Raw genomic sequence first — 20666 nt, 5'->3', positions numbered from 1 at the left:
ATCAGGGACGTCCGGGGACCCGCACATCGTATGACGGACGTCTTGAACATGTCCCGTCATGCAGTGATCTCGTCCTGCCCGTTCGGCGCACTCTCGGTAGCGCACGCCACCACTGACCCGAAAGGACGTGATGCCACCATGATCTACCTGACCATCCGGCTGGACGAGACGCCGTCCTGCGCCTGCGGTGCCATCCTGGCGCGCGGGCAGACACGCTGCCGCAAGTGCCTGGCGCGGGACCGCTGGCTCAGGAAGGACGCCGCCCGCCGCAAGGCGCGCAGGCGGCGGCGCGACTCTCGCCGTCCGCCCCGTGACCCGCGCGGCATCGCTCAGAAGGGAGCGGCCCGGTCATGATCGTTCTCGCCTTGGCCACTGTGCTCGCCTTCGTGCTCCTCGCCGGCTACATCGCGGTCCTGGTCGGCATCCGCCGCGAGGACAAGGCGATGAGTCTGCACCATGCCCCGGTCAGCATCAGCGCGTCGCTGGCGCGGCGGGTGACCGGCTGCCACGTCCGCAACGGCGTCGCTAGCTGAGTCGGTCCGACAGCGCCGCTTCGACGCGCGCGACCCGCTCCGACAGCTCCCGTACGGCCGCGCGCAGCTCGCTCAGCTCGTCCGCCGGCGACTCGTCGCCGTCCCGCACGAACACGCCCTTGCCCTGCTGGCCGATCACCAGTCCTTCGGTCCGCAGCACCCCGACCGCCAGTTTCACCACGCTCAGCGACGCGCCGTACGCCGCAGCGAGTTCCCGGGTTGACGGCAGCGCGGCACCGGGCGCCAGATCCCCGCGCCGGATCTGCTCCCGGAGATCGTCGGCGATCTGGAGGTAGTGCGGACGGCCGGTGTTCTTGACCACCAGCCCAGCTTTCAGCACACCTCAGCCAACTTGCAAGTCAGAGATTGACAACCAGGCCAACTAGGTTGACTATGTTGACCACGATGCCTAGGAGGTACGCCCATGCGAAACATCCCGATTCCTGTGGACTCCGCCCGCCTGCGCTTCACCTGCGTCAAGGCACCCCGGCCCCGGCTGCTCAACCGGGAGACCGGCGAGATCAAGACCGACAAGGCCAGCGGCCAGACCGTCTACGAGGTGACGCTGTCGGTCGAGGACGAGTCCGACCGCATCGAACTCATCAAGATCGGCACCGTCGGAGAACCGCCCATCGGCGTGGGCAACGAGGTCACGCCCGTCGATCTCGTCGGCTACGTCTGGGAGATGGCCGGACGGTGGGGCATCTCCTACCGGGCCGGCACCATCGTCCCCGCCGGGACGCGGGGAGGCCAGCTTGGCTGACACCCTGCGCCTCACGCTCACCGCCCTGGCCGCCTGCGCGGTCGGGCTGTGGGCGTGGCGGCGCTGGCACTACCGCTCGTTCTGGCTGGTGATCGGCTTCCCGCTGACCGCGATCACGGTACGGGCGACGTGGCGCAAGGTCGCCCTCGGCTGCGGGCTGACCAAGAAGCGGCAACGCTGGTGGTTCACCACCGTCCCCGGCGCGATCGCCTCCACGGGCCTGGTGAAGGTACGGCGGCGCTTCGAGCGGGTCGCGGTCGACACCAAGCCGTTCATGTGGCTGCCGCGGCCGACCCGGCACGGCTGGCGGGTCACGATCTGGACCCTCGAAGGCCAGATCCCGGACGACTACAGCCAGGCCGCCGAACGGCTCGCGCACTCCTGGGGCGTGCACGCCGTACGCGTCTCCTCGCCCCGGCCCGGCCGCGTGGTCCTGGCCGCCACGATCCGCGACCCGCTGGTGCAGGTACGCGACCTGCCACCTTCGACCGACCTGCTCAAGGTCACCGTCGGCCGACTGGAGACCGGTGGCCCCTGGGAGATCGACTTCCGCACCGTGCCGCACTGGCTGAACGCCGGAGCGACGCAATCCGGCAAATCCAACCTCGCCAACGCCCTGCTCGTCGGCCTCGCCCCGCAACCAATCGCGCTGGTCGGCTTCGACCTGAAAGGCGGTGTGGAGTTCACCCCGTACGCCCCACGCCTGTCGGCCCTTGCGACCTCCCGCGCCGAGTCGGTGGGGCTGCTGGATGACCTGGTGGCGCTGATGGCCGAACGGATGGGGCTGTGCCGTACAGCGGGCGCCCGCAACATCTGGCAACTGGCCCCCGCCGTCCGGCCCGTCCCGATCGTGGTCCTGGTCGATGAGCTGGCCGAGCTGTACCTGATGGCCGACAAGAGCGAGAAGGACGAGATCGCTCGCACCTCGACCGCGCTCCTGCGCGTGGCCCAGCTCGGGCGGGCGTTCGGCATCTACCTGTTCCTGTCCGGCCAGCGGATCGGCTCCGACCTCGGCCCCGGCGTCACCGCGCTCCGCGCACAGTGCTCCGGACGGATCTGCCACCGGGTCAACGACCCCGAGACCGCCACCATGACTCTCGGCGATCTCGACCCCGCCGCGCTGGTCTCCGCCCGCGCCATCCCGGCCGAGACGCCCGGCGTCGCCATCGTCGCCGGCCAGGACGGCCAGTGGTACCGCGCCCGCTCCTTCTACGTCACCGAGCAGGCCGCCGAACACGCCGCCCGCACGTACGCCGACCTGACCCCGTCCTGGGACGAGATCACCGCCGTCGATGGGCGGGCCGACCTGCCCGAACTGCTCACCGCCTGAACCACGAAAGGGGGACACGATGCGACGCTTCGCCTGCCGACTGCTCGACACCGGGCCGGTGCTCGTCCTGGCCGTCATCGCGGGTGCCGGATCGTTCACCCACATCCGCGACACCGCGCATGAGAACGGCCAGACGGGATGGATGTCCTGGGCCATCGCAGTCTGCGTCGACCTCACGTGCGTCATGGCCGCCCGCGAACGCCAGCGCGACAAGAAGACCGGGCGCCCGCACACCGGCCTGGCGTCCTGGCCCACCCTCGTCCTCATCGGCGGCGTCGTGCTGTCCCTGGCCGCCAATCTGCACCAGGCCGCCCCGTCCGCCTGGGGCTGGATCACCGCCGCCACACCAGCGGGCGCGTTCCTCATCGCCGTCTCGATGTTGGAACGCCGCGCCGCCGCACCCCGTCCCGAACCGTCCCCGGCCCGCGTCCCGGCCACACCGGACGATCTGCCGGCCGTCCCGGAGGGGCCGGACGGTCCGGGACCGTCCCCGGAACTGATCGACTACGCCCGCCGTGTCGCCGAGGATCACCACGCCCAGCACGGCAGGCCCATCACCCGCGACGCCCTGCGCGCCCGGCTCGGCGTGTCCAACCAGCTCGCCTCCGACCTGCTGCGCCACATCCGCACCACCGCCCAAGCCGCCTAGCGAAAGGAGCCCAACACCGTGACCGACATCGACACCCGCAAGGCCCTGATCAACGGCCTGCACGACCTGGCCGACTTCTTCGAGACCAACCCGGACGTCCCCGTTCCTCAGTACGGCATCACCGCGTCCTACTTCCCCTACCGCGGCCCCGATGAGGAGATCACCGGCGAGGTCGACCGTATTGCCGCCCTGCTCGGCTCCTCAATCGACCCCGAGAGCCTGCCGCACGGCCACTACAAGACGCACATCTCCTTCGGCCCCGTCACCTACGAGGCCGTCGCCATCCTCGCCGCCCGCCGCGCCCGGCACGACGCCGCTGCCAGCTACTACGGCTGCGTCACCCCATACGACACCGATGCCGCCTGACCAGCACCAGAAAACGCCCGAACCGGAGACCGCCGAGCCCATCCCACCCCGCCGCTGGCAGTGCTGCCACTGCGGCGGCACCGGACTCGACTCCTACGGCGACACCTGCCCCCACTGCCTCGGCCTCGGCTTCTGCTGAGAGCCGGCGCGCCCCCGGCCTGGCCGCACATCCGCCAAGACGCCCGCCAGGTCGGGGGCCATCCCTCCACCCCAACGAGTGAAAGGAGGACTCCATCTTGCCCACAACCACCACCAACGCGCACGCGATCCGCGAGGCGATCAACCGGCTCAACAGCCCCGACTTCGACCGCTGGGCCGCCCAGACCCACAAGACCGGCGGCTGTCAGCGCCCCATCCACCTGCGCGGCCACGTCCTGCACGTCGATCGCGCCACCGGCCGCCGCCTGCACACCTACACCACCGCCGGCGAACCCGACGGTGTTTTGCGCCTGCCCTGCAAGACCCGCCGCGCCTCCCGCTGCCCGGCCTGCGCCGAGACCTACCGCGCCGATACCTACCACCTCATCCGCGCGGGCCTCATCGGCGGCAAAGGCGTCCCCGAGACCGTGACCGCCCACCCCGCCCTGTTCATCACCCTCACCGCACCATCCTTCGGCCCCGTCCACGCTTACCGCGACGGCAAGCCCTGCCGACCTCGCCGAGACGCCCCGACCTGCCCGCACGGCATCACTCAGTCCTGCACGACACGCCACGCAGCGGATGACCCCCGCCTCGGCGAACCGCTCTGCCCGGACTGTTACGACTACACCGGCTCGGTCCTGTTCAACGCCCTGGCCCCGGTCCTGTGGAAGCGCTTCACCGACGCCCTACGCCGCCACCTGGCCAAACTCGACGGTCTAGCGCTCGCCAAGCTACGCCACCACCTCGTCGTCTCCTTCGCCAAGGTCGCCGAGTACCAGCGTCGTGGCGTCGTCCACCTGCACGCCATCATCCGCCTCGACGGCCCCGGCGGCCCTACCTCCCGGCCGCCGGCCTGGGCCACCGCCGACCTACTGGCCGACGCCGTACGGCATGCCGCCCGCGCGGTCACCGCCACCGTCCCAGGCCTCGACGGCGTCCCCGTCCTGCGCTGGGGCGAACAACTCGACATTCGCCCCATCACCCTGGACGGCGACCTCACCGAACAGGCCGTCGCCGGCTACATCGCCAAGTACGCCACCAAGGCGGCCGAATGTGTCGGCACCCTCGATCGGCGTATCAGCCCACTCGACGACCTGGCCGCCCTGCCCCTGCGCCCACATGCCCGCCGCCTTATCGCCGAATGCCTGCGCCTGGGCCAACTCGACGAACTGGCCGACCTCCGGCTGATCCAGTGGGCCCACATGCTCGGATTCCGCGGCCACTTCTCCACCCGATCCCGCCACTACTCCACCACCATCGGCGCGATCAGAGCCGAGCGAGCGGCGTACGTGCGCAACGAAGAGATCAGCACGGGCAGGCTGCCCCTTCTGGACGAGGACACCGTCCTCGTGATCAGCGAGTGGACGTACGCAGGCAAGGGGTACTCGGCCGGAGATCTCCTCGTCGCCGCGTTGACCGCTTCCCGCCTCGCGCACATGGGCGGTGATGTCTGGTGAGCCGCCGCGACGAGCTGCTGACGGTGGCTCAGGTCCTCGATGAGTTGGGCGGCGTCTCCCGCCGCACGTTCTATCGCTGGCGTGAACTGGGCCGCGCTCCCGCATGCGTCCGCCTGCCGAACGACGAACTCCGTATCTGGCGTCGTGACCTGATGGCCTGGCTCGACTCCCGGAAGGAGTCGGCATGAACCTCGCCTACGACGTGCGCTTCTGGGAGGTTCGCCGGAACGCCTCCAGCAAGACGCCGTCCTACGAGGCTCGTTGGAAGGTCGGTCGCAAGCCGAAGTCCAAGACCTTCCGCACCAAGGCGCTCGCCGAGAGCTTCCTGTCCGAGCTGCGGCAAGCCGCCAAGAAAGGGGAGGGCTTCGACCTGGCCACCGGTCTGCCGGTGTCGATGATCCCGGCTGAGCCCTCGGCTTTGTCCTTTCTGCAGTTCGCGCAGTCGTACGTGCTTGGGCGCTGGAGCACTTCGGCGGCCAGGACCCGCGAGACGGACGCCTACGCGCTGCTCACCCTGGTGCCTGCGCTCGTGGCCGACCTTCCGGGACGTCCCGATCCGGATGACCTGCGGAGTGTGCTCCGGTCCTACACTCTGCTACCCGAGAGCCGGCGGGTTGAGCCGACCGGCCGGCAAGCCGCAGCTTTGCGCTGGCTGGAGAAGGCATCGCTGCCCATGCTCGCGCTGGGGGAGGCGACCACGCTGCGGCTGGCCCTCGACGCCATCTCGACGACGTTCGCGGGCAAGCCCGCCGGGGCGAACACCATACGGCGAAAGCGAGCCGTCCTGCACCATCTGCTGGAACTGGCCGTGGAACAGAAGCTCTTCGCGAGCAACCCGCTGGACGGGATCAGATGGACCCCGCCCAAGGCCGTGACGGTGGTCGATCCCCGGACAGTCGTTACCCCGGTTCAAGCCTGCCGACTCCTCGACGCCGTGCCCAAGGTCGGTCGCAGACGTGGCGCGAGGCTCCGGGCGCTGTTCGCCTGCAACTACTACGGCGCTCTCCGGCCAGAGGAAGCGGCGGACCTTCGGGAGAGCGAATCTGACCCTGCCCGACTCCGGGTGGGGCCTGATCGTGTTGGAGCGCGCCCGTCCGCAGGGCACGAAGCGCTGGACTGACAGCGGCCGGACTCACGAGTCCCGGCGCCTCAAGCACCGTGCCGACAAGGAGACGCGGGAGGTCCCCATACCGCCCGTCCTTGTCGACATCCTCCGCGAACACATCAAGGAGTACGGTGTGGCCAAGGACGGCAGGCTTTTCCGTACCGAGACAGGTGGCTCCTACTCCAGCTCGGCCTACTCCTACGTCTGGCAGGAGACCCGCAAGCTCGCTCTCACCCCGGCGCAGGTCGCCTCATCCCTGGCCGCCCGGCCGTACGACCTGCGGCATGCTGCGGTGTCGCTCTGGCTGAACGCGGGAGTCCCGGCCCCGGAAGTGGCCAAGCGCGCCGGCCACAGCGTTGACGTCCTTCTCCGCGTCTACGCCAAGTGCCTCGACGGCCAGCAAGAGCACATCAACGGGAAGATCAACGATGCCCTCGGCTGACTTACCCTTGCCACTCTCGGCCCCGGCCCAGTGCCGGGGCCTTCTGTTCGCTCCTCCTGGCCCTTTTCCTCCCGGTCCTCGACGCTGACTCATCCGCTGGCCTGAGGAGCCGGTCAAGGTGGAGCGCCCGCAGCGAAGCGAGGACGTACGACCTTGACCGGCGACGAGGGACGGCTACGCTCGCGGCATCGAGGACGGGGTCTCGTCCTGGCGCGACCTGCGGAAACGGCCCTTGATCCATCCCGCGTATATCCCGCGAGCGCCGACATGCACCGGCATCTGGTGGCCTACGGCTGCCTAGCGCGCAAAGGACCCGAGGCGCGTAACCCCAGGTCATCGGCGAATCTGCTGATCGACTAGGTGCCCCCGGCAGGATTCGAACCTGCGGCACCCGCTTTAGGAGAGCGGTGCTCTATCCCCTGAGCTACGGAGGCTGGGACTGTGAACAAGGGTAGCGAACGCTGGGGGTGTTTGGGGACTCGGCGGTGGGGTGGGTTTGGTGGGGGGTGTCATGGGTGGTCTGAGGTGCGGTAAAGGGGTGGCAACTCGATCGGCTGGGTGGTGGCGGGCGTAGTTAGGGTCACGATCCGTGATGAGGAGGCAGGGGGCGTGCGCCCGTAAGCGTCGTGGTGGGCTGGGCCGGACTTTGGGGTTCGGGCTGGCCATGGTGGTGCCGGCGTTGGTCGCGGGCGGGCTGGTGGTGGCGGAGGCCGTTGGGGTCGTCGGTGGCGGCAAGAGCGGTGGGGGCGTGGCGGCCTGGGGGGTCGCGGGGGCCGTCGCGCCTCGGGGCTCCGGGGCGTCGTGGGTGGGGGTTGTGGAGCCGCTGGTCGTGGGGGCGCCGCCGCGTGCCGATCTGGTCTACGGCGGCGTCGTACGAGGGCGGTGGGCGGTTTCCCGGGCTCGGTGGGGGTTTGTGGGGGTTGAGGAGCGAGTGGTGGAAAATGCGCGGACGTTCTCCTCGGACGGGCGGCGGGTTGCGGCTCGCGTGCGTACCTCTCCGCGAGGAGAGGCCCCGGTGCGGGAGGAGTGGAAGGTGGGGGCGGTGCTTCGGCTGGGACAGTCGGCGGGGCGGCGTGGGGCTTCCTGGGGGCGGACGGCGGTGCCTGTGCGGGAGACGCGGAAGGCGCCTATAGGGGGTGGCGGGTGTCCTGCCGAGTGGCGCGGGACGTGGTTGTGGGAGGAGAAGTGTGCGGGAGGAGAGGGGGTGGAGCGGTGACTGGGGCGTAAATGGTGCAAACGCGCCTTTCGGAACATTACGGCTCTGTTGAGTCGGGCACGGGCACTCAGGGAGCTGTAGTAACGTGCGTGCCTGGTCCGGGTCACGAGTTCGCAAACGGAGGAGTCGAACGTGTCATCTCCTCGATCAGCGGCCCTGATCGCGATTGTCGTGGTGATGACCTTGCTGTTTCCGGCAGGGGCCGGCCAGGCGGAGACGGACGCCGACGGGGATGGGGTGACCGTCGAGGTCGGCGGGCTCAGTGTGGAGATCGGGCAGCAGCGGCAGCGGGATGAGACCGCTGCCGGCGTCGCTCTTGAGCGGGATCCCGCAAATCTGACCGAGCTGCGGAAGCAGGCGGAGGCCGCGGCCCGGGACCTGGAGACCGCCACCAAGGCGCTGGAGCAGCGGCGGGCGCAGTTGAGGAGCGCGGACAAGGAGCTGTCGGCCAAGCTGCGGGAGCTGCAGGCCACCGACCGGGCGCTGGCCATCGAACGGCAGCCGCTGGCGGAGCTGGTGCAGATGCTGTATCAGCAGTCGGGCGCCGGCGACATCGCGCCCTTCCTGTCCGGGCAGTCCGATGAATCCACCTTGCGGGCCATGGGGGACGTGGCCCAGCTCATCGCGCGGCGCGATGAGGTGCTGGCGGACACCGGAAAGCTGCTGGAGGAGCGGCAGCGGCTCGCGGCCGAGGCGCAGGAGTTGCGGGCCGGGAAGCTGCTGGCCGAGGCGCAGATGGCCGCCGAGATCGACACGCTGCGCAAGCGCTCGGACAAGATCGTGAAAGAGCTGACCCAGGCGCTGGTGAAGCTGGGCATCAAGATCGACAAAGTGGGGCGGGCCGCGCTGGGATGCGACCCGACCAAGGCCAAGTCCGCCGGGCAGTTCCCGAACGGGTTGATTCCGGCGAGTTCGCTGTGCCCGTTGCAGCAGAAGGGGCACGAGCTGCGGGCGGATGCGGCCATCGCCTTCATCAGCCTGAACGAGGCCTACCGCAAGCGTTTCGGCAAGCCGATGTGCGTGACCGACAGCTACCGGAGCCTCGCGGAGCAACAGGCGGTCTACTACCGGCGGCCGGGGTTCGCGGCCGTGCCGGGGCGGAGCAACCACGGGCTCGGGCTCGCCGTGGACCTGTGCGGCGGCGTGGAGCGCTTCCGGTCGGTCGAGTTCAACTGGCTGGAGGCGAACGGGAAGCGGTTCGGATGGATCCACCCGGAATGGGCCTACAGCAGCCCGTTCGAGCCCTGGCACTGGGAGTACGACCCCAAGCTCGGCTCGCTGTTGTAGTCCAGGCTGTTCCATTCGTCTGCTGGTGCTTGCGCCGTCTGGTGGGGTCTGCTGTAGGCCTGCTGGGTGTCTGGACGTCTCGGTCACACGGAGGTGGCGTCCAGCGGGGGGACCTGGACGGTGCAGTTCGCGCAGCGCGTGGCCGCCCGCGGGATCTCGGAGAGACACTCGGGGCACTCGCGGGTGGTGCTCTCGGCCTCCTTGGTGAAGCGTGACGTGATCCGCTCGTACGGGCGCACGACCAGGAAGTAGACCACCGTGGCGACCATGAGGAAGGCCACCACGGCGTTGATGAAGGAGCCGTAGCGGAACTGGGCCTCGCCCACGGTGACCACCAGATTACCGAAGTCGGGCAAACCGCCGAACATGGAGATCAGAGGCGTCAGAAGGTCCTTCACGAAGGAATTGACGATCGAGGTGAACGCGGCGCCGATGACTACCGCGACGGCCAGCTCGATGACGTTGCCACGAAGCAGGAACTTCTTGAAGCCGCTCATTGGGTGTGTGCTCCTTGCGGACGCTATGGGGGTTCGGGGTGAGTGGTGGTGTGGGTGGAGGGGGTGGGTGGGTGGGTGGGTCGGGATCAGGTGATCATCAGCTCGTGGTGAGTGAGTTGCTCAGGTGATCATCAGCTCGTGGTGAGTGAGTTGCTCAGGTGGTCATCAATTCGTGGTGGGTGGGTTGCTGGGTGATCATCACTTCGTGGTGGGTTGCTCGGGTGATCATCGGCTTGCGGTGGGTTGCTCAGGTGGTGGCTTGCCAGGTGGTGGGTTGCTGGAGGTGGTGGGTTGCTGGAGGTGGTGGGTGGATTGTCGGTGACGGTTGGTTGATCGGGTGGCGGTTTGGCGTTCTCGTGGTTCGGCGGTTCGGGTTGATGGGTGGACTTGTTGGTAGTGGGTTGGGGTGGTGGTGGGGTGGAGGTGTGTCCGAGGTGGTAGGCGGCGGGGGCGTGGCGCAGTCTATTACGTTGCGTGAGCGGGACGTTGCTTATGGTGTGAATCGGTTGCGTTGAGTGATCGTGATGGAGAGACGGCCGTTTGTCTGCGCGGTCGCCAGGCGGGCCGCCTGATCCTGGGTGGTGGCCAGGACCACCAGGGCGCCGGTCTGGCCGACCGTCTTGGCGGGCGGGACGGTCAGGACGGTGACCCTGTCGGCGACCGTCGCGGCGGGTACGGCCGCGGCGGCCGGGGCGGCGTCCTCCCAGCCGGTGGGTGCCGCCAGGACGTTGACCACGTCGCCGGGGGACAGCAGCCTGGCCGCGTCGGCGTCGGCCAGGCGGATGGGGGTCGCCACCGTGTTGGGGGTGGTGGCCGTCGCCAGGAGGCCGGGGCCCAGGAGGCGGACGTCGGTGATCGGCTCTCCGCGGCGGGCGGGGGCGGTGAGCGTACGGCCGGCGGCCTCGGCGATGGTGTGCAGGGCGCCGTCGGGGATCGCGGTGGGTGACATCGGCGTCGTGGTGAGGTCGGCGGGGGTGAGCGGGCCGCCGGGCAGGTCGCGGGCGGCGGTCACGATGCGGGTCGTGGGCGGCGGGGCGGGGGCTATGGCGGTCAACGCGGTGGCGGTGGCGAGGGCGGCCGTCGCCGCGGCCAGCGGGCGCCGGTGGCGGGATGCCGCGCGCTGGAGGGAGCGGAACGACAGGGCCTTACGCCCATCACGTGGGCCGTGGGCGGCCGGCGGGGCGGGCGGTTGGGTTATCGCCGCGTACGGGGGCGGGGATAGGAGGGTGGGCATTGCGGACTCCGGGTGAGTGATGGGTGTCTTGGTGCCCGCGCAGGCGGCGGCGATGCCTGTGGGTCGGTCGGTTATGGCGTCTTTTGGTGGGGTCTTCTGGTGGAGGTCTTCTGGTGCGGGTCTGGTCGTGGGTGGGTGGAGCGGTGACGGCGGTGTCGTGACTGTTTGGGGTTGGGGGGTTGCTCGGCGTGTGGGGGGATGGGCGTGCGGGTGCGTTGCTGGGGGCCTAGGGCTTGGAGGGCGTTTGGGGGACTTGGGGGACTTGGGGGACTTGGGAATTGAGGGGACTCGGGGTGGGTCTCGTCAGGGGAGCGGGAAGGGGAGCTTGATGCCGTCGAGGGCGTGGACGCAGGGGCAGGAGCGGGTGCTGGGGAGCGCCTCCACCACCTCGGCGACCAGGGAGCGCATGCGGTTGATGTTGGCGGCGAAGAACGCGAAGACCTCTTCCTGGGTCACGCCCTCGCCGGCTTCCACGCCGGCGTCGTGGTCGGTGACCAGGGAGAGGGAGGTGTAGCAGAGGGCCAGTTCGCGGGCCAGGACGGCTTCGGGGTGGCCGGTCATGCCGACGATGGTCCAGCCGTTGTCGGAGAACCAGCGGGACTCGGCGCGGGTGGAGAAGCGGGGGCCTTCGATCACCACCAGGGTGCCCTCGTCCACGGTGTCCCAGCCGGCGGCCGAGGCCGTGGCGGCGGCGACGGCGCGGCCGGTGGGGCAGTAGGGGTCGGCGAAGGGGACGTGGACGGCGCCGCCCGCGTCGTAGTACGTCTGTACGCGGCCCGACGTGCGATCGACGAGTTGGTCGGGGATCACCAGGACGCCGGGGCCGTACTCGGCGCGAAGGGAGCCCACCGCGCTCGGCGCGATGATCTGGCGGACGCCGAGGCTGCGCAGGGCCCACATGTTGGCCCGGTACGGGATGCGGTGGGGCGGGAAGCGGTGGTCGCGGCCGTGGCGGGGGATGAAGGCGACCCGGCGCGACCCGATCGTGCCCACGGTGATGACGTCACTCGGCGGGCCGTAGGGCGTCGTCAGCTCGTGCTCCTCCGCGTCGTCGAGGAGGGAGTAGAAGCCCGAGCCGCCGATGACGCCGATCTCCACTTGATTGACCATGGCGCTGAGATTAGCGCTCGGTGGGGTGGTGGAGGGGGGCAGGGGGATCGCTTGTGGATAACCGCCGTGGGGGTGTGGGTAACTGGCCGCAGGCTGTGGATAAGTGGGCCAAATGGTGGGTCAGCTTGTGGAAAAGTCGGTGGACGTGACCTGGCGGGGGTGTGGCGGGAGAGCGTGATGGGGGAGTGTGGCAGGGCCCTTTGGCGGAGGAGGGCGGCGGAGTGTGGCGGGGGCCGCCGCCATCTCGGCGAGTTCCCGGGCCGAAAGCACCTCGGCGATGGATTCCGGTGCTGCAGGGAGAGGCCGCGAACGGGGCCGTGCTGGGGGAAAGGCGGTGCCGGGGGGAGACGGCGGCCTCGGAGTGACGCTCGGAAGCCGGCGCGGGGAAGGTGATGCCCGGAAGTGCGTGCGGAGCGCGCAGGGGAAGGCGGTGCCGGGGAAGGTGCTGTCGGCAGCGGTGCCTGGAGGGCGGTCAGGGGAGGTGGCGTCAGCGGTGGCGCGCGCAGTGAAGGAAGGCGCTGCCGGCTGTGGCGGCTGGAGGGCCGTGCGGGGGAGGTCGTGTCAGCGTACCCGGCCCTGAAAGGCGGCTTGGGCGGCGCGCTGAGGGCGCACACGGAGAGCGGGGGGCGGCTGCCCGCACGTCACGCCTTCCCGCCGGGGCTAGGAGGGAGGTGCTGCCGGCAGTGGCGCCTGCAAGGCGGCGGCGTAGGGAAGGCGGTATCGGATGTGGCGCGCAGAGGGTGCCAGGGAGGAACGCGGCGATTGGGAGGCCGCGCGGGAAAAGCGGTGCCGGGAGTGGCGCGCGGAGGGCGCACAAGGGGGTTGACGGCACCGAGTCCGGCCGCCGTCATCCACTCTGCGGTGCCGCGAGGAGGGACAGCAAACCACCGTCCATGGGCACGGCGACCGCGCCAGGCATGGTCGCATCGCCGGCGGTGCCATGGCCCGGGCCAGCCCCGTCCGGTCGTCCGTGTCCCGCTGGCAGCGGCAGTCCTGCCTCCTGGCAGGCGGCGGACACCGACGAGCTGGCCCGTAAAGGCAGGGCCATGGGCCGCGTACCGCTCCCCCGGCCGCCTCGAACGCGTGAAGGGGGAAAGAGGTGCTAGCTGGAGGCGGCCGCGGCGGCGGGCTTGGCGTCGGTGGACGAGGACGACGAAGAGGTGGACGAAGACGAATCCGACGAGCCGTTCTTCGACTCCGACGAGGACGAGCTCGACTTGGAGCTGGTCGAGGCCGTCGACGAGGACGACCGGTTGTCGGTCCGGTAGAAGCCGGAACCCTTGAACACGATGCCTACGGCCGAGAACACCTTGCGCAGGGCGCCTTGGCAGGCCGGGCACTCCGTGAGGGCGTCGTCGGTGAACTTCTGGACGACTTCGAGCTGCTCGCCGCAGGCGGTGCAGGCGTACTGGTAGGTGGGCACGCGCTCCTCCTCTGTGATCCGCACCGGGGGGTTGGCACTCTACCGGTGCGACTGCTAATGGTACGCAGCCGACAAGCATAAACGCCAATCTGGGTCACGCAATTCCGGTCAGCCGGGCCGGCCGCGCTCGCCGAACCAGCCGGCGAGCTTGCCGCGGCGGCTGACGGCGCGGAAGCGCTGTTCCACCTGGTCGCGGCAGGCGGCGGTGGTGACGACCAGGAGCTGGTCGTCCACTCTGATCCTGGTGCTCGGGGACGGCACGAAGCTGCGGCCCTCGCGGACGATCAGCGTGACGGCGGCCCCGGCCGGCAGGCGCAGCTCGAAGATCTCCACGCCGTGCAGCAGCGACGACGGTGGCACGCGGATCTGGAGCATGTCGGCGTTGAGCTCCTCCAGGGGGGCCGCCTCCACCTCCAGGTCGCGGGCCTCGGCGGGCGCGGCGACGCCGAGCAGGCGGGCGACGTACGGCAGTGTCGGGCCCTGCAGGATCGTGAACACGATGACGATCACGAAGACCTCGTTGAAGACCACCTCCGCCCCCTGCACCGAGGACGCCCACGGGATCGTGGCCAGCACGATCGGCACGGCGCCGCGCAGGCCGGCCCAGGACAGGAACGTCTGCTCGCGCCAGTTGAGCCGGTCGAGCCGGGCCAGGCGCACGACCAGGGCCGAGACCAGCACCGACGCCGGGCGGGCGACCAGGACCAGCACCAGGCCCGCGACCAGACCGGGGACGATGGCGCCGGGCATCTCGCCGGGGCTGGCCAGCAGGCCGAGCATGACGAACAGGCCGATCTGGGCCAGCCAGGCCGCGCCCTCGGCGAAGCCGCGGGTCGCGGAGCGGTGGGGGAGGCGGGTGTTGCCGAGGATCAGGGCCGTCAGGTAGACGGCGAGGAAGCCGCTGCCGTGCATGACGGCGGCGGCGCCGTACGCGACGAAGGTCAGCGCGAGCACCGCCAGCGGGTACAGGCCGGAGGCGGGCAGGGCGATGTGGCGCAGCGCGTACGCCCCCAGCGGTCCCACGCTCAGCCCCACCGCGGCGCCGATCACCAGCTCGATGCCGGCGTGCATGACGAACTCCCACGGCGTGGGGACCGGCGTGGCGGTGGCGCTGAGCAGCACCACGACGATGACCGTGGGGGCGTCGTTGAAGCCCGACTCGGCCTCCAGGGTGCCGGCCAGCTTGGGCGGGAGCGGCAGCCTGCGCAGTACGGAGAAGACGGCGGCGGCGTCGGTGGAGGCGAGCACCGCGCCCAGGATCAGCGCGGTGCGCCAGCTCTCGCCGAGCAGCCCCTGGACCGCGAGCGCGACGATCACGATGCTGATCGCGACCCCGAGCGTGGCCAGGACCAGCGCGGTCGGGACCGCGGAGCGTACGTGCCGCCAGTTGGTGGTCAGGCCGCCCTCGGCCAGGATGAGCGCCAGCGCCGACAGGCCGATCTGCTGCGCGAGCTGGGCGTTCTCGAACGGGATGCCCATCCCCGACTCGCCGAGCAGGATGCCCAGGCCGAGGAAGATGAGCAGGCTCGGCAGCCCGCTCCGGTGGGCGAAGCGGACCGAGACGATCGCCGCGATGACGACTACGGCGCCGAGCAGCAGCCAGACATCGAGATCCACCCAGTCCCCTTCGTGTCAATGAGGACATTGTGTCGTATGGCGCCCAGTGTCCGACTCATCTGGTGGGTGTGAGCTTCACCGTATCGCCACGATCCCGCTGGGCAGGGCCGCGTAGCGTACGGGGCGGTCGTGCGGTTCGGCGGGCACGCCGTCGATCAGCTCGCCCTCGTGCAGCAGCGCGACGGTCGGCACGTTCGGGCCGACCCGGGCCAGCGCCCGGTCGTACGAGCCGCCGCCGCGCCCCAGCCGCACGCCGGTCTGGCGGTCCACGGCGAGCGCGGGGGCGATCACCAGTGCCGCGGTGCGTATCGCCTCGACGCCGCGGCGGGTGTCGATCGGCTCCATGAGGCCGCGGCGTCCGGGCGCGAGCGTGTCGGGCCCGTCGTACACGGCCCAGTCGAGGTCGTCGTCCTCGCGCAGCACTGGCAGGATCACGGTCGCGCCGTGCTTCCACAGGGCGAAGACCAGGCCGTGGGTGTCGGGCTCGTCGCCGGTGGACCAGTAGCACGCGACCAGGCCCGCCATCTGCACCCAGGGCCGGTCGAGCAGGTTCTCGCGGATGGCCGCCGCGGCCGACCGGCGCGCCTCGGCGGGGATCGCGCGGCGCGCTTGTGCCACCTTGCGGCGCAGCTCCAGCTTGTCCACAGGTCGCTCCATTAGGGTTCATTCATGGCTGACTTCGACCCCGTCACGAAAGCCGTCGTCCCAGCAGCGGGCCTTGGCACGCGGTTCCTGCCGGCGACAAAGGCCACTCCCAAGGAGATGCTGCCCATCGTCGACAAGCCCGCGATCCAGTATGTCGTCGAGGAGGCGGTGTCCGCCGGTCTGCTCGACGTTCTCATGGTGACCGGGAAGACCAAGCGCTCGATCGAGGACCACTTCGACCGGGCCCCGGAACTGGAGGACGCCCTTCAGGCCAAGGGCGACGACGAGCGGTTGTCGCAGGTGCGCGAGCCGGCCGACCTCGCCACCCTGCACTACGTGCGCCAGGGCGAGCCGCGCGGCCTCGGCCACGCGGTGCTGTGCGCCAAGCAGCACGTCGGCGGCCACCCGTTCGCCTGCCTGCTCGGTGACGACCTGATCGACGCGCGCGACGAGCTGCTCAAGCGCATGATCGAGGTCCGCGGGATGTACGGCGGCAGCGTCATCGCGCTGATGGAGGTCCCCGAGGAGCAGGTCTCGCTGTACGGCGTGGCCACCATCGAGCCCACCAGCGAGGCCGACGTCGTACGGGTCAGGGACCTGGTCGAGAAGCCGGCCAAGGAGGACGCGCCGTCCAACTGGGCGGTCATCGGCCGGTACGTCATCGACCCGGCGGTGTTCGAGGTGCTGGAGAACACCCCGCCCGGCCGCGGCGGCGAGATCCAGCTCACCGACGCCCTGCGCGAGCTGGCGGGGCGCGACTCCGAGCACGGCGGTCCGGTGCACGGCGTGCTGTTCCGGGGCAGGAGGTACGACACGGGCAACAAGCTCGACTATCTTCGCACCGTGGTGCAGTTCGCTGCCGACCGGCCCGACCTGGCGCCGGACTTCGTGCCGTGGCTGCGCGAGTTCCTCGACGAACGACGATGATGGCAGGGGGCGTGGGGGGAGCGATGCGGTCGGTCGATGAGCATCTCGCGCGGATTCTGAACACCGTGCGGACGCTGGCCCCGCTGGAGGTGGAGCTGGAGCAGGCGCTCGGCACCACCCTGGCCGAGGACGTGTCCTCGCCGGTGCCGCTGCCGCCGTTCGACAACTCGGCCATGGACGGCTACGCCGTGCGGGCCGCGGACGTGGCGGAGGCGGGTCCCGACTCTCCGGTGGTGCTCCCGGTCGTCGAGGACGTCGCGGCGGGCGACGGCACCTTGTACGCCGTGGGGCCGGGGCTGGCGACGCGGATCATGACGGGGGCGCCGCTGCCGGCGGGCGCCGACACGGTGGTGCCGGTCGAGTGGACCGACGGCGGCACCGCCTCGGTCACGATCAGCCGTGCCGCGCCCCGCGGGAACGCGATCCGCAGCGCGGGCGAGGACGTACGGTCGGGCGAGGTGGTGCTGACGGCCGGCACGCCGATCGGCTCGGCCCAGCTCGGCATCCTCGCCGGCGCCGGCCGCAAGCGCGTCCTGGTACGCCCGCGCCCCCGGGTTGTCGTGCTCTCCACGGGCGCCGAGCTGGTCGAGCCGGGCTCGCAGCTCGGCGCCGGCCAGATCTGGGACTCCAACAGTTTCATGCTCACGGCGGCGGTGCGGGAGGCGGGCGCCGACGGTTACCGCGCGGGGTCGGTGACCGACGACGCCGCCCACTTCCTCGACCAGCTCGACGCCCAGCTCGTACGCGCCGACGCCGTCATCACCAGCGGCGGCGTGTCGATGGGGGCGTACGAGCCGGTCAAGGAGGCCCTGTCGCCGCTCGGCACCGTGATCTTCGAGAAGGTCGCGATGCAGCCCGGCATGCCGCAGGGGTTCGGCGTGGTCGGCGAGGACCAGGTGCCGATCTTCACGCTGCCGGGCAACCCGGTGTCGTCGTTCGTGTCGTTCGTGCTGTTCGTACGTCCGGCGCTGCGCAAGATGGCCGGCCTGCCGGTCGAGCCGCCGGCCACGGTGCAGGCCGTGGCGGCCAAGCCGCTGCGCTCGCCCAAGGGCCGCCGCTCCTTCCTGCGCGCGAGGCTCGTCCGCGACGCCGACGGCCGCGCCACCGCCGTGCCCGTACACGGCCAGGGCTCCCACCAGCTCGCCGCCCTGGCCACCGCCAACGCCCTCGTGATCGTGCCCGAGGACGTCACCGACGTGCCCGAAGGGGCGACCGTGGAGGTGATGCCGCTGTGAGCGGCCTGACACATGTGGACGAGTCGGGCGCCGCGCGCATGGTGGACGTCTCGGCCAAGGACGTCGGCGCGCGTACGGCGCGGGCGTCGGGGCGGGTGCTGCTCTCGCCCGAGGCCGTGGCGATCCTGCGCGCGGGCGACGTGCCCAAGGGCGACGCGCTCGGCGTTGCCAGGATCGCCGGGATCATGGGCGCGAAGCGCACGCCCGACCTGATCCCGCTGTGCCACCCGATCGCGCTGCACGGCGTGAAGGTGGATCTGACCGTGGTGGACGAAGGGGTCGAGATCGCCGCCACGGTGAAGACCGCCGACCGTACGGGCGTGGAGATGGAGGCCCTGACCGCGGTCTCGGTCGCGGCGCTCGCGCTGATCGACATGGTCAAGGCCGTCGATCCGGCGGCCGTGATCACCGGCGTGCGCGTCGAGGAGAAGGTAGGCGGCAAGACCGGCCACTGGACCCGGCCCCATGAGTGACCGCAAGCCCGTCAGCGCCCTCGTCGTCACCGTGTCCAACCGGGCGGCGGCCGGCGTGTACGCCGACACCTCCGGGCCGCTCCTGGCCGAACTGCTCGCCGCGGCCGGCTGCGACCCCGTCGCGGGCCCGCGCGTCGTACCCGACGGCGACCCGGTCGAGGCGGCGCTGCGCGAGGGCCTGGCCGAGGGGTACGACGTGATCGTCACCACCGGCGGCACCGGGCTCACCCCCGCCGACCTCACCCCCGAGATGACCCGCAGGGTGCTGGACCGCGAGATCCCCGGCATCGCCGAGGCGATCCGCCAGTCGAACCGCGACAAGGTGCCCACGGCGGTGCTCTCGCGCGGCCTGGCGGGCCAGGCGGGCACCACCCTGATCGTGAACCTGCCCGGCTCCAAGGGCGGCGTACGCGACGGCATGGCGGTCCTGGGGCCCATCCTCGCCCACGTCGTGGACCAGATGAAGGGCGGCGACCACCCCCGCGCGTAGTGCGGCTTCGCGTGCGCCTAGGGGCAGGGATGCGGCGGACGCGCGCTTGGGGGGATGATAGGAATGTGGATCGACTTCGTGGGTGGCCGGCGACCCTGACCGAGGGACCGGTTGAACTTCGGCCGCTGCGCCTGCGCGACGTGCGGGCCTGGCGCGAGACCCGCCTGCGAAACGCCGACTGGCTGCGTCCGTGGGAGCCGAGCAACCCCGAGACGCCGCTGTTCCGCACCGGGCTCGGCCCGTACATCTCCATGGCCGGCACCCTGCGCCGCGAGGCCAGGCAGGGGCTCGCCCTGCCCTGGGTGGTCACCTACGAGGGACGTTTCGCCGGCCAGCTCACGGTCGGCGCCATCGTGTGGGGCTCGGCCCGCTCCGCCCAGGTCGGCTACTGGATCGACGGCGCGCTCGCCGGGCGCGGCATCATCCCCACCGCCCTGGCCATGGCCGTGGACCACTGCTTCTTCACCACCGGCCTGCACCGCCTGGAGGCCAACATCCGCCCCGAGAACCACGCCAGCCGCAGAGTGGTTGAGAAGCTCGGGTTCAGGGAAGAAGGAATTCGACGCCGTCAACTGCACATCGACGGGGCCTGGCGCGACCACATCTGCTACGCGATCACAGTGGAGGACGCGCCGCGGGGCCTGCTGGTGCAGTGGCGGCGCGCACGGGAGGCCGCCGCCCACGGTGGATCTCCCCATGAAGAGGTTTGACGATCTCGCGACACACCGCACCGAATGCTCGTCAATTAGTGACACGCGGTCTTACGGTGCGTGACGTGAGCACATCGAAGACGCCGGGAGCACATGGGCGTCTTCGTGCTGCCCGGAGGTGGTCGTGAACAGCGCCTTCCTCTATCTTGCCATCATCGTCATGTGGCTCGGCGTCCTCGTGCCCATGTGGCTGCGCCGCGACAAGCACGACCTGATGGACCTCCAGGAGCCCGAGCCGGGCACCGACTCGGTCTACCCGCCCTACCCCGTCACCGGCACCGACGAGACCACCGGCCCCATCACCATCCCCCCGATCCCGGCGTCCGACACCCCCGATTCCGAGGCCGCCGAGACCACCGAGGAGCACTCGGTCGTCCCGCAGCCCATCGACCACGCCGCCCTCCGCCGCCGCGCCGAGGCCCGCCGCCGCTCCATCATCATCGCCCGCCGCCGTCGCCGCCTGTTCTGGTGCGTGCTGCTGGTCATGGCCTCCGTCGTCACCGCCGCCGTCGAGGTCATCCCCTGGTGGGGCGTCGCCCCCTCCGGCCTGCTCATGGTCGGCTACCTGGCCGTGCTCCGCGTCGCCGTCAAGATGGACCGCGAACGCAAGCGCCTGGCCGCCGAGGCCCGGGCCGAACGCGCCAGACGCCGCCGCGAGCGCCGACGGGCCCTGGAACTCGCCGCCCGCCAGCAGGAGGCCGAGGTCATCGAGTTCTCCACCCACCAGACCGAAGAGATCTTCGACCAGTACGCCGAACCCGAACGCCGAGCCGTCGGCGACTGACCCACCCTCCCCGGCGCACCGCATGGCGCGAGACCCCCGAATAGTTTGCTAATGTAGACCCGTCCTCGGGGCTGTAGCGCAGTCCGGTAGCGCACCTCGTTCGCATCGAGGGGGTCAGGGGTTCAAATCCCCTCAGCTCCACCCAGGTCAAAGGCCACCTCCCGTGATCGGAAGTGGCCTTTTCCGTTCCGTACAGCGGAGTACGGTGGCGCGGCTCGAAGAGGACGTGAGT

At 70.6% G+C, this 20666-nt stretch carries 25 protein-coding genes and 2 tRNA genes; 19 read left to right on the top strand and 8 right to left on the bottom strand.

The annotated features are described in order from the left end of the window. The first annotated feature begins 138 nt into the window (after positions 1–138). Together HNP84_RS19175 and HNP84_RS19170 are read left to right on the top strand one after the other, a co-directional pair. Positions 139–354 (top strand): hypothetical protein, encoded by a 216-nt coding sequence (locus tag HNP84_RS19175; RefSeq protein ID WP_185051082.1) that lies wholly within the window; start codon positions 139–141, stop codon positions 352–354. Next, positions 351–533 (top strand): hypothetical protein, encoded by a 183-nt coding sequence (locus tag HNP84_RS19170; RefSeq protein WP_185051081.1) that lies wholly within the window; start codon positions 351–353, stop codon positions 531–533. The genes HNP84_RS19175 and HNP84_RS19170 overlap by 4 nt, the downstream gene beginning before the upstream one ends. Here HNP84_RS19170 and HNP84_RS19165 read toward each other — a convergent pair. Continuing rightward, the gene (locus tag HNP84_RS19165) at positions 526–873 is read right to left on the bottom strand and encodes a GntR family transcriptional regulator (protein WP_312925200.1); all 348 of its coding nucleotides are present in this window, start codon (positions 871–873) and stop codon (positions 526–528) included. The two genes, HNP84_RS19170 and HNP84_RS19165, sit on opposite strands and share 8 nt — an antisense overlap. A gap of 84 nt (positions 874–957) precedes the next feature. Between HNP84_RS19165 and HNP84_RS19160 the strand changes: the two genes are divergently transcribed. The 9 genes from HNP84_RS19160 to HNP84_RS53160 all read left to right on the top strand — a co-directional run bounded on the left by HNP84_RS19160 (position 958) and on the right by HNP84_RS53160 (position 6786). Next, positions 958–1296 carry an SCO3933 family regulatory protein gene (locus tag HNP84_RS19160; RefSeq protein ID WP_185051080.1) on the top strand — a complete coding sequence of 113 codons (339 nt, stop codon included), beginning with the start codon at positions 958–960 and terminating at the stop codon, positions 1294–1296. Beyond that, positions 1289–2626, top strand: a complete 1338-nt coding sequence (locus HNP84_RS19155; protein WP_185051079.1) for an FtsK/SpoIIIE domain-containing protein — start codon at positions 1289–1291, stop codon at positions 2624–2626. The genes HNP84_RS19160 and HNP84_RS19155 overlap by 8 nt, the downstream gene beginning before the upstream one ends. A 19-nt stretch (positions 2627–2645) precedes the next feature. Then, on the top strand, positions 2646–3275 hold the full coding sequence (locus HNP84_RS19150; protein WP_185051078.1) for a DUF2637 domain-containing protein: 630 nt from the start codon (positions 2646–2648) through the stop codon (positions 3273–3275). A gap of 18 nt (positions 3276–3293) precedes the next feature. Continuing rightward, the gene (locus HNP84_RS19145) at positions 3294–3641 is read left to right on the top strand and encodes a hypothetical protein (RefSeq protein WP_185051077.1); all 348 of its coding nucleotides are present in this window, start codon (positions 3294–3296) and stop codon (positions 3639–3641) included. Continuing rightward, complete coding sequence (locus HNP84_RS19140; RefSeq protein ID WP_185051076.1) at positions 3631–3780, top strand: hypothetical protein; 150 nt, start codon at positions 3631–3633, stop codon at positions 3778–3780. Before HNP84_RS19145 ends, HNP84_RS19140 begins: the two co-directional genes overlap by 11 nt. Positions 3781–3877: 97 nt before the next feature. Next, positions 3878–5239, top strand: a complete 1362-nt coding sequence (locus HNP84_RS19135; protein ID WP_185051075.1) for a replication initiator — start codon at positions 3878–3880, stop codon at positions 5237–5239. Further along, positions 5236–5427, top strand: coding sequence for a helix-turn-helix transcriptional regulator (locus HNP84_RS19130; protein WP_312925198.1), 192 nt, complete (start codon positions 5236–5238; stop codon positions 5425–5427). Before HNP84_RS19135 ends, HNP84_RS19130 begins: the two co-directional genes overlap by 4 nt. Beyond that, entirely contained in the window at positions 5424–6359 is a 936-nt protein-coding gene (locus HNP84_RS19125) for a hypothetical protein (RefSeq protein ID WP_246518324.1), read from the top strand. Before HNP84_RS19130 ends, HNP84_RS19125 begins: the two co-directional genes overlap by 4 nt. 118 nt (positions 6360–6477) lie before the next feature. Beyond that, positions 6478–6786 (top strand): site-specific integrase, encoded by a 309-nt coding sequence (locus HNP84_RS53160; RefSeq protein ID WP_246518323.1) that lies wholly within the window; start codon positions 6478–6480, stop codon positions 6784–6786. Positions 6787–7147: 361 nt separating this feature from the next. Here the strand turns inward: HNP84_RS53160 and HNP84_RS19120 are convergent. Then, a tRNA-Arg gene (locus HNP84_RS19120) sits at positions 7148–7220 on the bottom strand. 959 nt (positions 7221–8179) lie between these two features. Here HNP84_RS19120 and HNP84_RS19115 point away from each other — a divergent pair. Beyond that, positions 8180–9289, top strand: coding sequence for a D-alanyl-D-alanine carboxypeptidase family protein (locus tag HNP84_RS19115; RefSeq protein WP_185051074.1), 1110 nt, complete (start codon positions 8180–8182; stop codon positions 9287–9289). 83 nt (positions 9290–9372) lie between these two features. Here the strand turns inward: HNP84_RS19115 and mscL are convergent, their stop codons facing one another. The 6 genes from mscL to HNP84_RS19085 all read right to left on the bottom strand — a co-directional run bounded on the left by mscL (position 9373) and on the right by HNP84_RS19085 (position 15815). Next, positions 9373–9786, bottom strand: a complete 414-nt coding sequence (mscL, locus tag HNP84_RS19110) for a large conductance mechanosensitive channel protein MscL (RefSeq protein ID WP_185051073.1) — start codon at positions 9784–9786, stop codon at positions 9373–9375. Positions 9787–10276: 490 nt separating this feature from the next. Next, complete coding sequence (gene cpaB / locus HNP84_RS55090) at positions 10277–11020, bottom strand: Flp pilus assembly protein CpaB (RefSeq protein ID WP_185051072.1); 744 nt, start codon at positions 11018–11020, stop codon at positions 10277–10279. A 303-nt stretch (positions 11021–11323) separates the two neighbouring features. Continuing rightward, a complete protein-coding gene (locus HNP84_RS19100; protein WP_185051071.1) occupies positions 11324–12130 on the bottom strand; it encodes an S-methyl-5'-thioadenosine phosphorylase in 807 nt (268 codons plus the stop codon). Between the two features lie 1102 nt (positions 12131–13232). After that, complete coding sequence (locus HNP84_RS19095) at positions 13233–13577, bottom strand: FmdB family zinc ribbon protein (RefSeq protein WP_376771921.1); 345 nt, start codon at positions 13575–13577, stop codon at positions 13233–13235. Positions 13578–13661: 84 nt separating this feature from the next. Further along, positions 13662–15170 carry a potassium/proton antiporter gene (locus tag HNP84_RS19090; RefSeq protein ID WP_185051070.1) on the bottom strand — a complete coding sequence of 503 codons (1509 nt, stop codon included), beginning with the start codon at positions 15168–15170 and terminating at the stop codon, positions 13662–13664. 75 nt (positions 15171–15245) lie between these two features. Then, complete coding sequence (locus HNP84_RS19085) at positions 15246–15815, bottom strand: 5-formyltetrahydrofolate cyclo-ligase (RefSeq protein ID WP_312925197.1); 570 nt, start codon at positions 15813–15815, stop codon at positions 15246–15248. 24 nt (positions 15816–15839) lie between these two features. Between HNP84_RS19085 and galU the strand changes: the two genes are divergently transcribed. From galU to HNP84_RS19050, 7 genes are all read left to right on the top strand, one after another. Further along, positions 15840–16742: a UTP--glucose-1-phosphate uridylyltransferase GalU gene (gene galU / locus HNP84_RS19080; protein WP_185051068.1), complete on the top strand. Its 903-nt coding sequence runs from the start codon at positions 15840–15842 to the stop codon at positions 16740–16742. 23 nt (positions 16743–16765) lie between these two features. Then, positions 16766–17977, top strand: coding sequence for a molybdotransferase-like divisome protein Glp (gene glp / locus HNP84_RS19075; protein WP_185051067.1), 1212 nt, complete (start codon positions 16766–16768; stop codon positions 17975–17977). After that, the gene (moaC, locus tag HNP84_RS19070) at positions 17974–18450 is read left to right on the top strand and encodes a cyclic pyranopterin monophosphate synthase MoaC (protein ID WP_185051066.1); all 477 of its coding nucleotides are present in this window, start codon (positions 17974–17976) and stop codon (positions 18448–18450) included. Before glp ends, moaC begins: the two co-directional genes overlap by 4 nt. Beyond that, positions 18443–18940 (top strand): MogA/MoaB family molybdenum cofactor biosynthesis protein, encoded by a 498-nt coding sequence (locus HNP84_RS19065; RefSeq protein WP_185051065.1) that lies wholly within the window; start codon positions 18443–18445, stop codon positions 18938–18940. Before moaC ends, HNP84_RS19065 begins: the two co-directional genes overlap by 8 nt. A 65-nt stretch (positions 18941–19005) precedes the next feature. Beyond that, the gene (locus tag HNP84_RS19060; protein WP_185051064.1) at positions 19006–19650 is read left to right on the top strand and encodes a GNAT family N-acetyltransferase; all 645 of its coding nucleotides are present in this window, start codon (positions 19006–19008) and stop codon (positions 19648–19650) included. A gap of 124 nt (positions 19651–19774) precedes the next feature. Beyond that, on the top strand, positions 19775–20434 hold the full coding sequence (gene sepX / locus HNP84_RS19055; RefSeq protein ID WP_185051063.1) for a divisome protein SepX/GlpR: 660 nt from the start codon (positions 19775–19777) through the stop codon (positions 20432–20434). 67 nt (positions 20435–20501) lie between these two features. After that, positions 20502–20575: transfer RNA gene (locus HNP84_RS19050), tRNA-Ala, on the top strand. Positions 20576–20666: the final 91 nt, after the last annotated feature.

This window comes from Thermocatellispora tengchongensis, from assembly GCF_014202315.1.
GTDB classification, from domain to species: domain Bacteria; phylum Actinomycetota; class Actinomycetes; order Streptosporangiales; family Streptosporangiaceae; genus Thermocatellispora; species Thermocatellispora tengchongensis.
Note: the sequence above shows the minus strand (reverse complement) of the source record. Positions and strands in the feature narration are given on the sequence as shown.

Bases quoted from the DNA above. Each gene is read 5' to 3' on its own strand.
- HNP84_RS19140 (WP_185051076.1), top strand. From the start codon at position 3,631: ATGCCGCCTGACCAGCACCAGAAAACGCCCGAACCGGAGACCGCCGAG.
- HNP84_RS19115 (WP_185051074.1), top strand. From the start codon at position 8,180: ATGACCTTGCTGTTTCCGGCAGGGGCCGGCCAGGCGGAGACGGACGCC.
- HNP84_RS19160 (WP_185051080.1), top strand. From the start codon at position 958: ATGCGAAACATCCCGATTCCTGTGGACTCCGCCCGCCTGCGCTTCACC.
- HNP84_RS19150 (WP_185051078.1), top strand. From the start codon at position 2,646: ATGCGACGCTTCGCCTGCCGACTGCTCGACACCGGGCCGGTGCTCGTC.
- HNP84_RS19065 (WP_185051065.1), top strand. From the start codon at position 18,443: ATGAGTGACCGCAAGCCCGTCAGCGCCCTCGTCGTCACCGTGTCCAAC.
- HNP84_RS19170 (WP_185051081.1), top strand. From the start codon at position 351: ATGATCGTTCTCGCCTTGGCCACTGTGCTCGCCTTCGTGCTCCTCGCC.
- glp (WP_185051067.1), top strand. From the start codon at position 16,766: ATGCGGTCGGTCGATGAGCATCTCGCGCGGATTCTGAACACCGTGCGG.
- HNP84_RS19175 (WP_185051082.1), top strand. From the start codon at position 139: ATGATCTACCTGACCATCCGGCTGGACGAGACGCCGTCCTGCGCCTGC.
- cpaB (WP_185051072.1), bottom strand. From the start codon at position 11,020: ATGCCCACCCTCCTATCCCCGCCCCCGTACGCGGCGATAACCCAACCG.
- galU (WP_185051068.1), top strand. From the start codon at position 15,840: ATGGCTGACTTCGACCCCGTCACGAAAGCCGTCGTCCCAGCAGCGGGC.
- HNP84_RS19100 (WP_185051071.1), bottom strand. From the start codon at position 12,130: ATGGTCAATCAAGTGGAGATCGGCGTCATCGGCGGCTCGGGCTTCTAC.
- mscL (WP_185051073.1), bottom strand. From the start codon at position 9,786: ATGAGCGGCTTCAAGAAGTTCCTGCTTCGTGGCAACGTCATCGAGCTG.
- HNP84_RS19125 (WP_246518324.1), top strand. From the start codon at position 5,424: ATGAACCTCGCCTACGACGTGCGCTTCTGGGAGGTTCGCCGGAACGCC.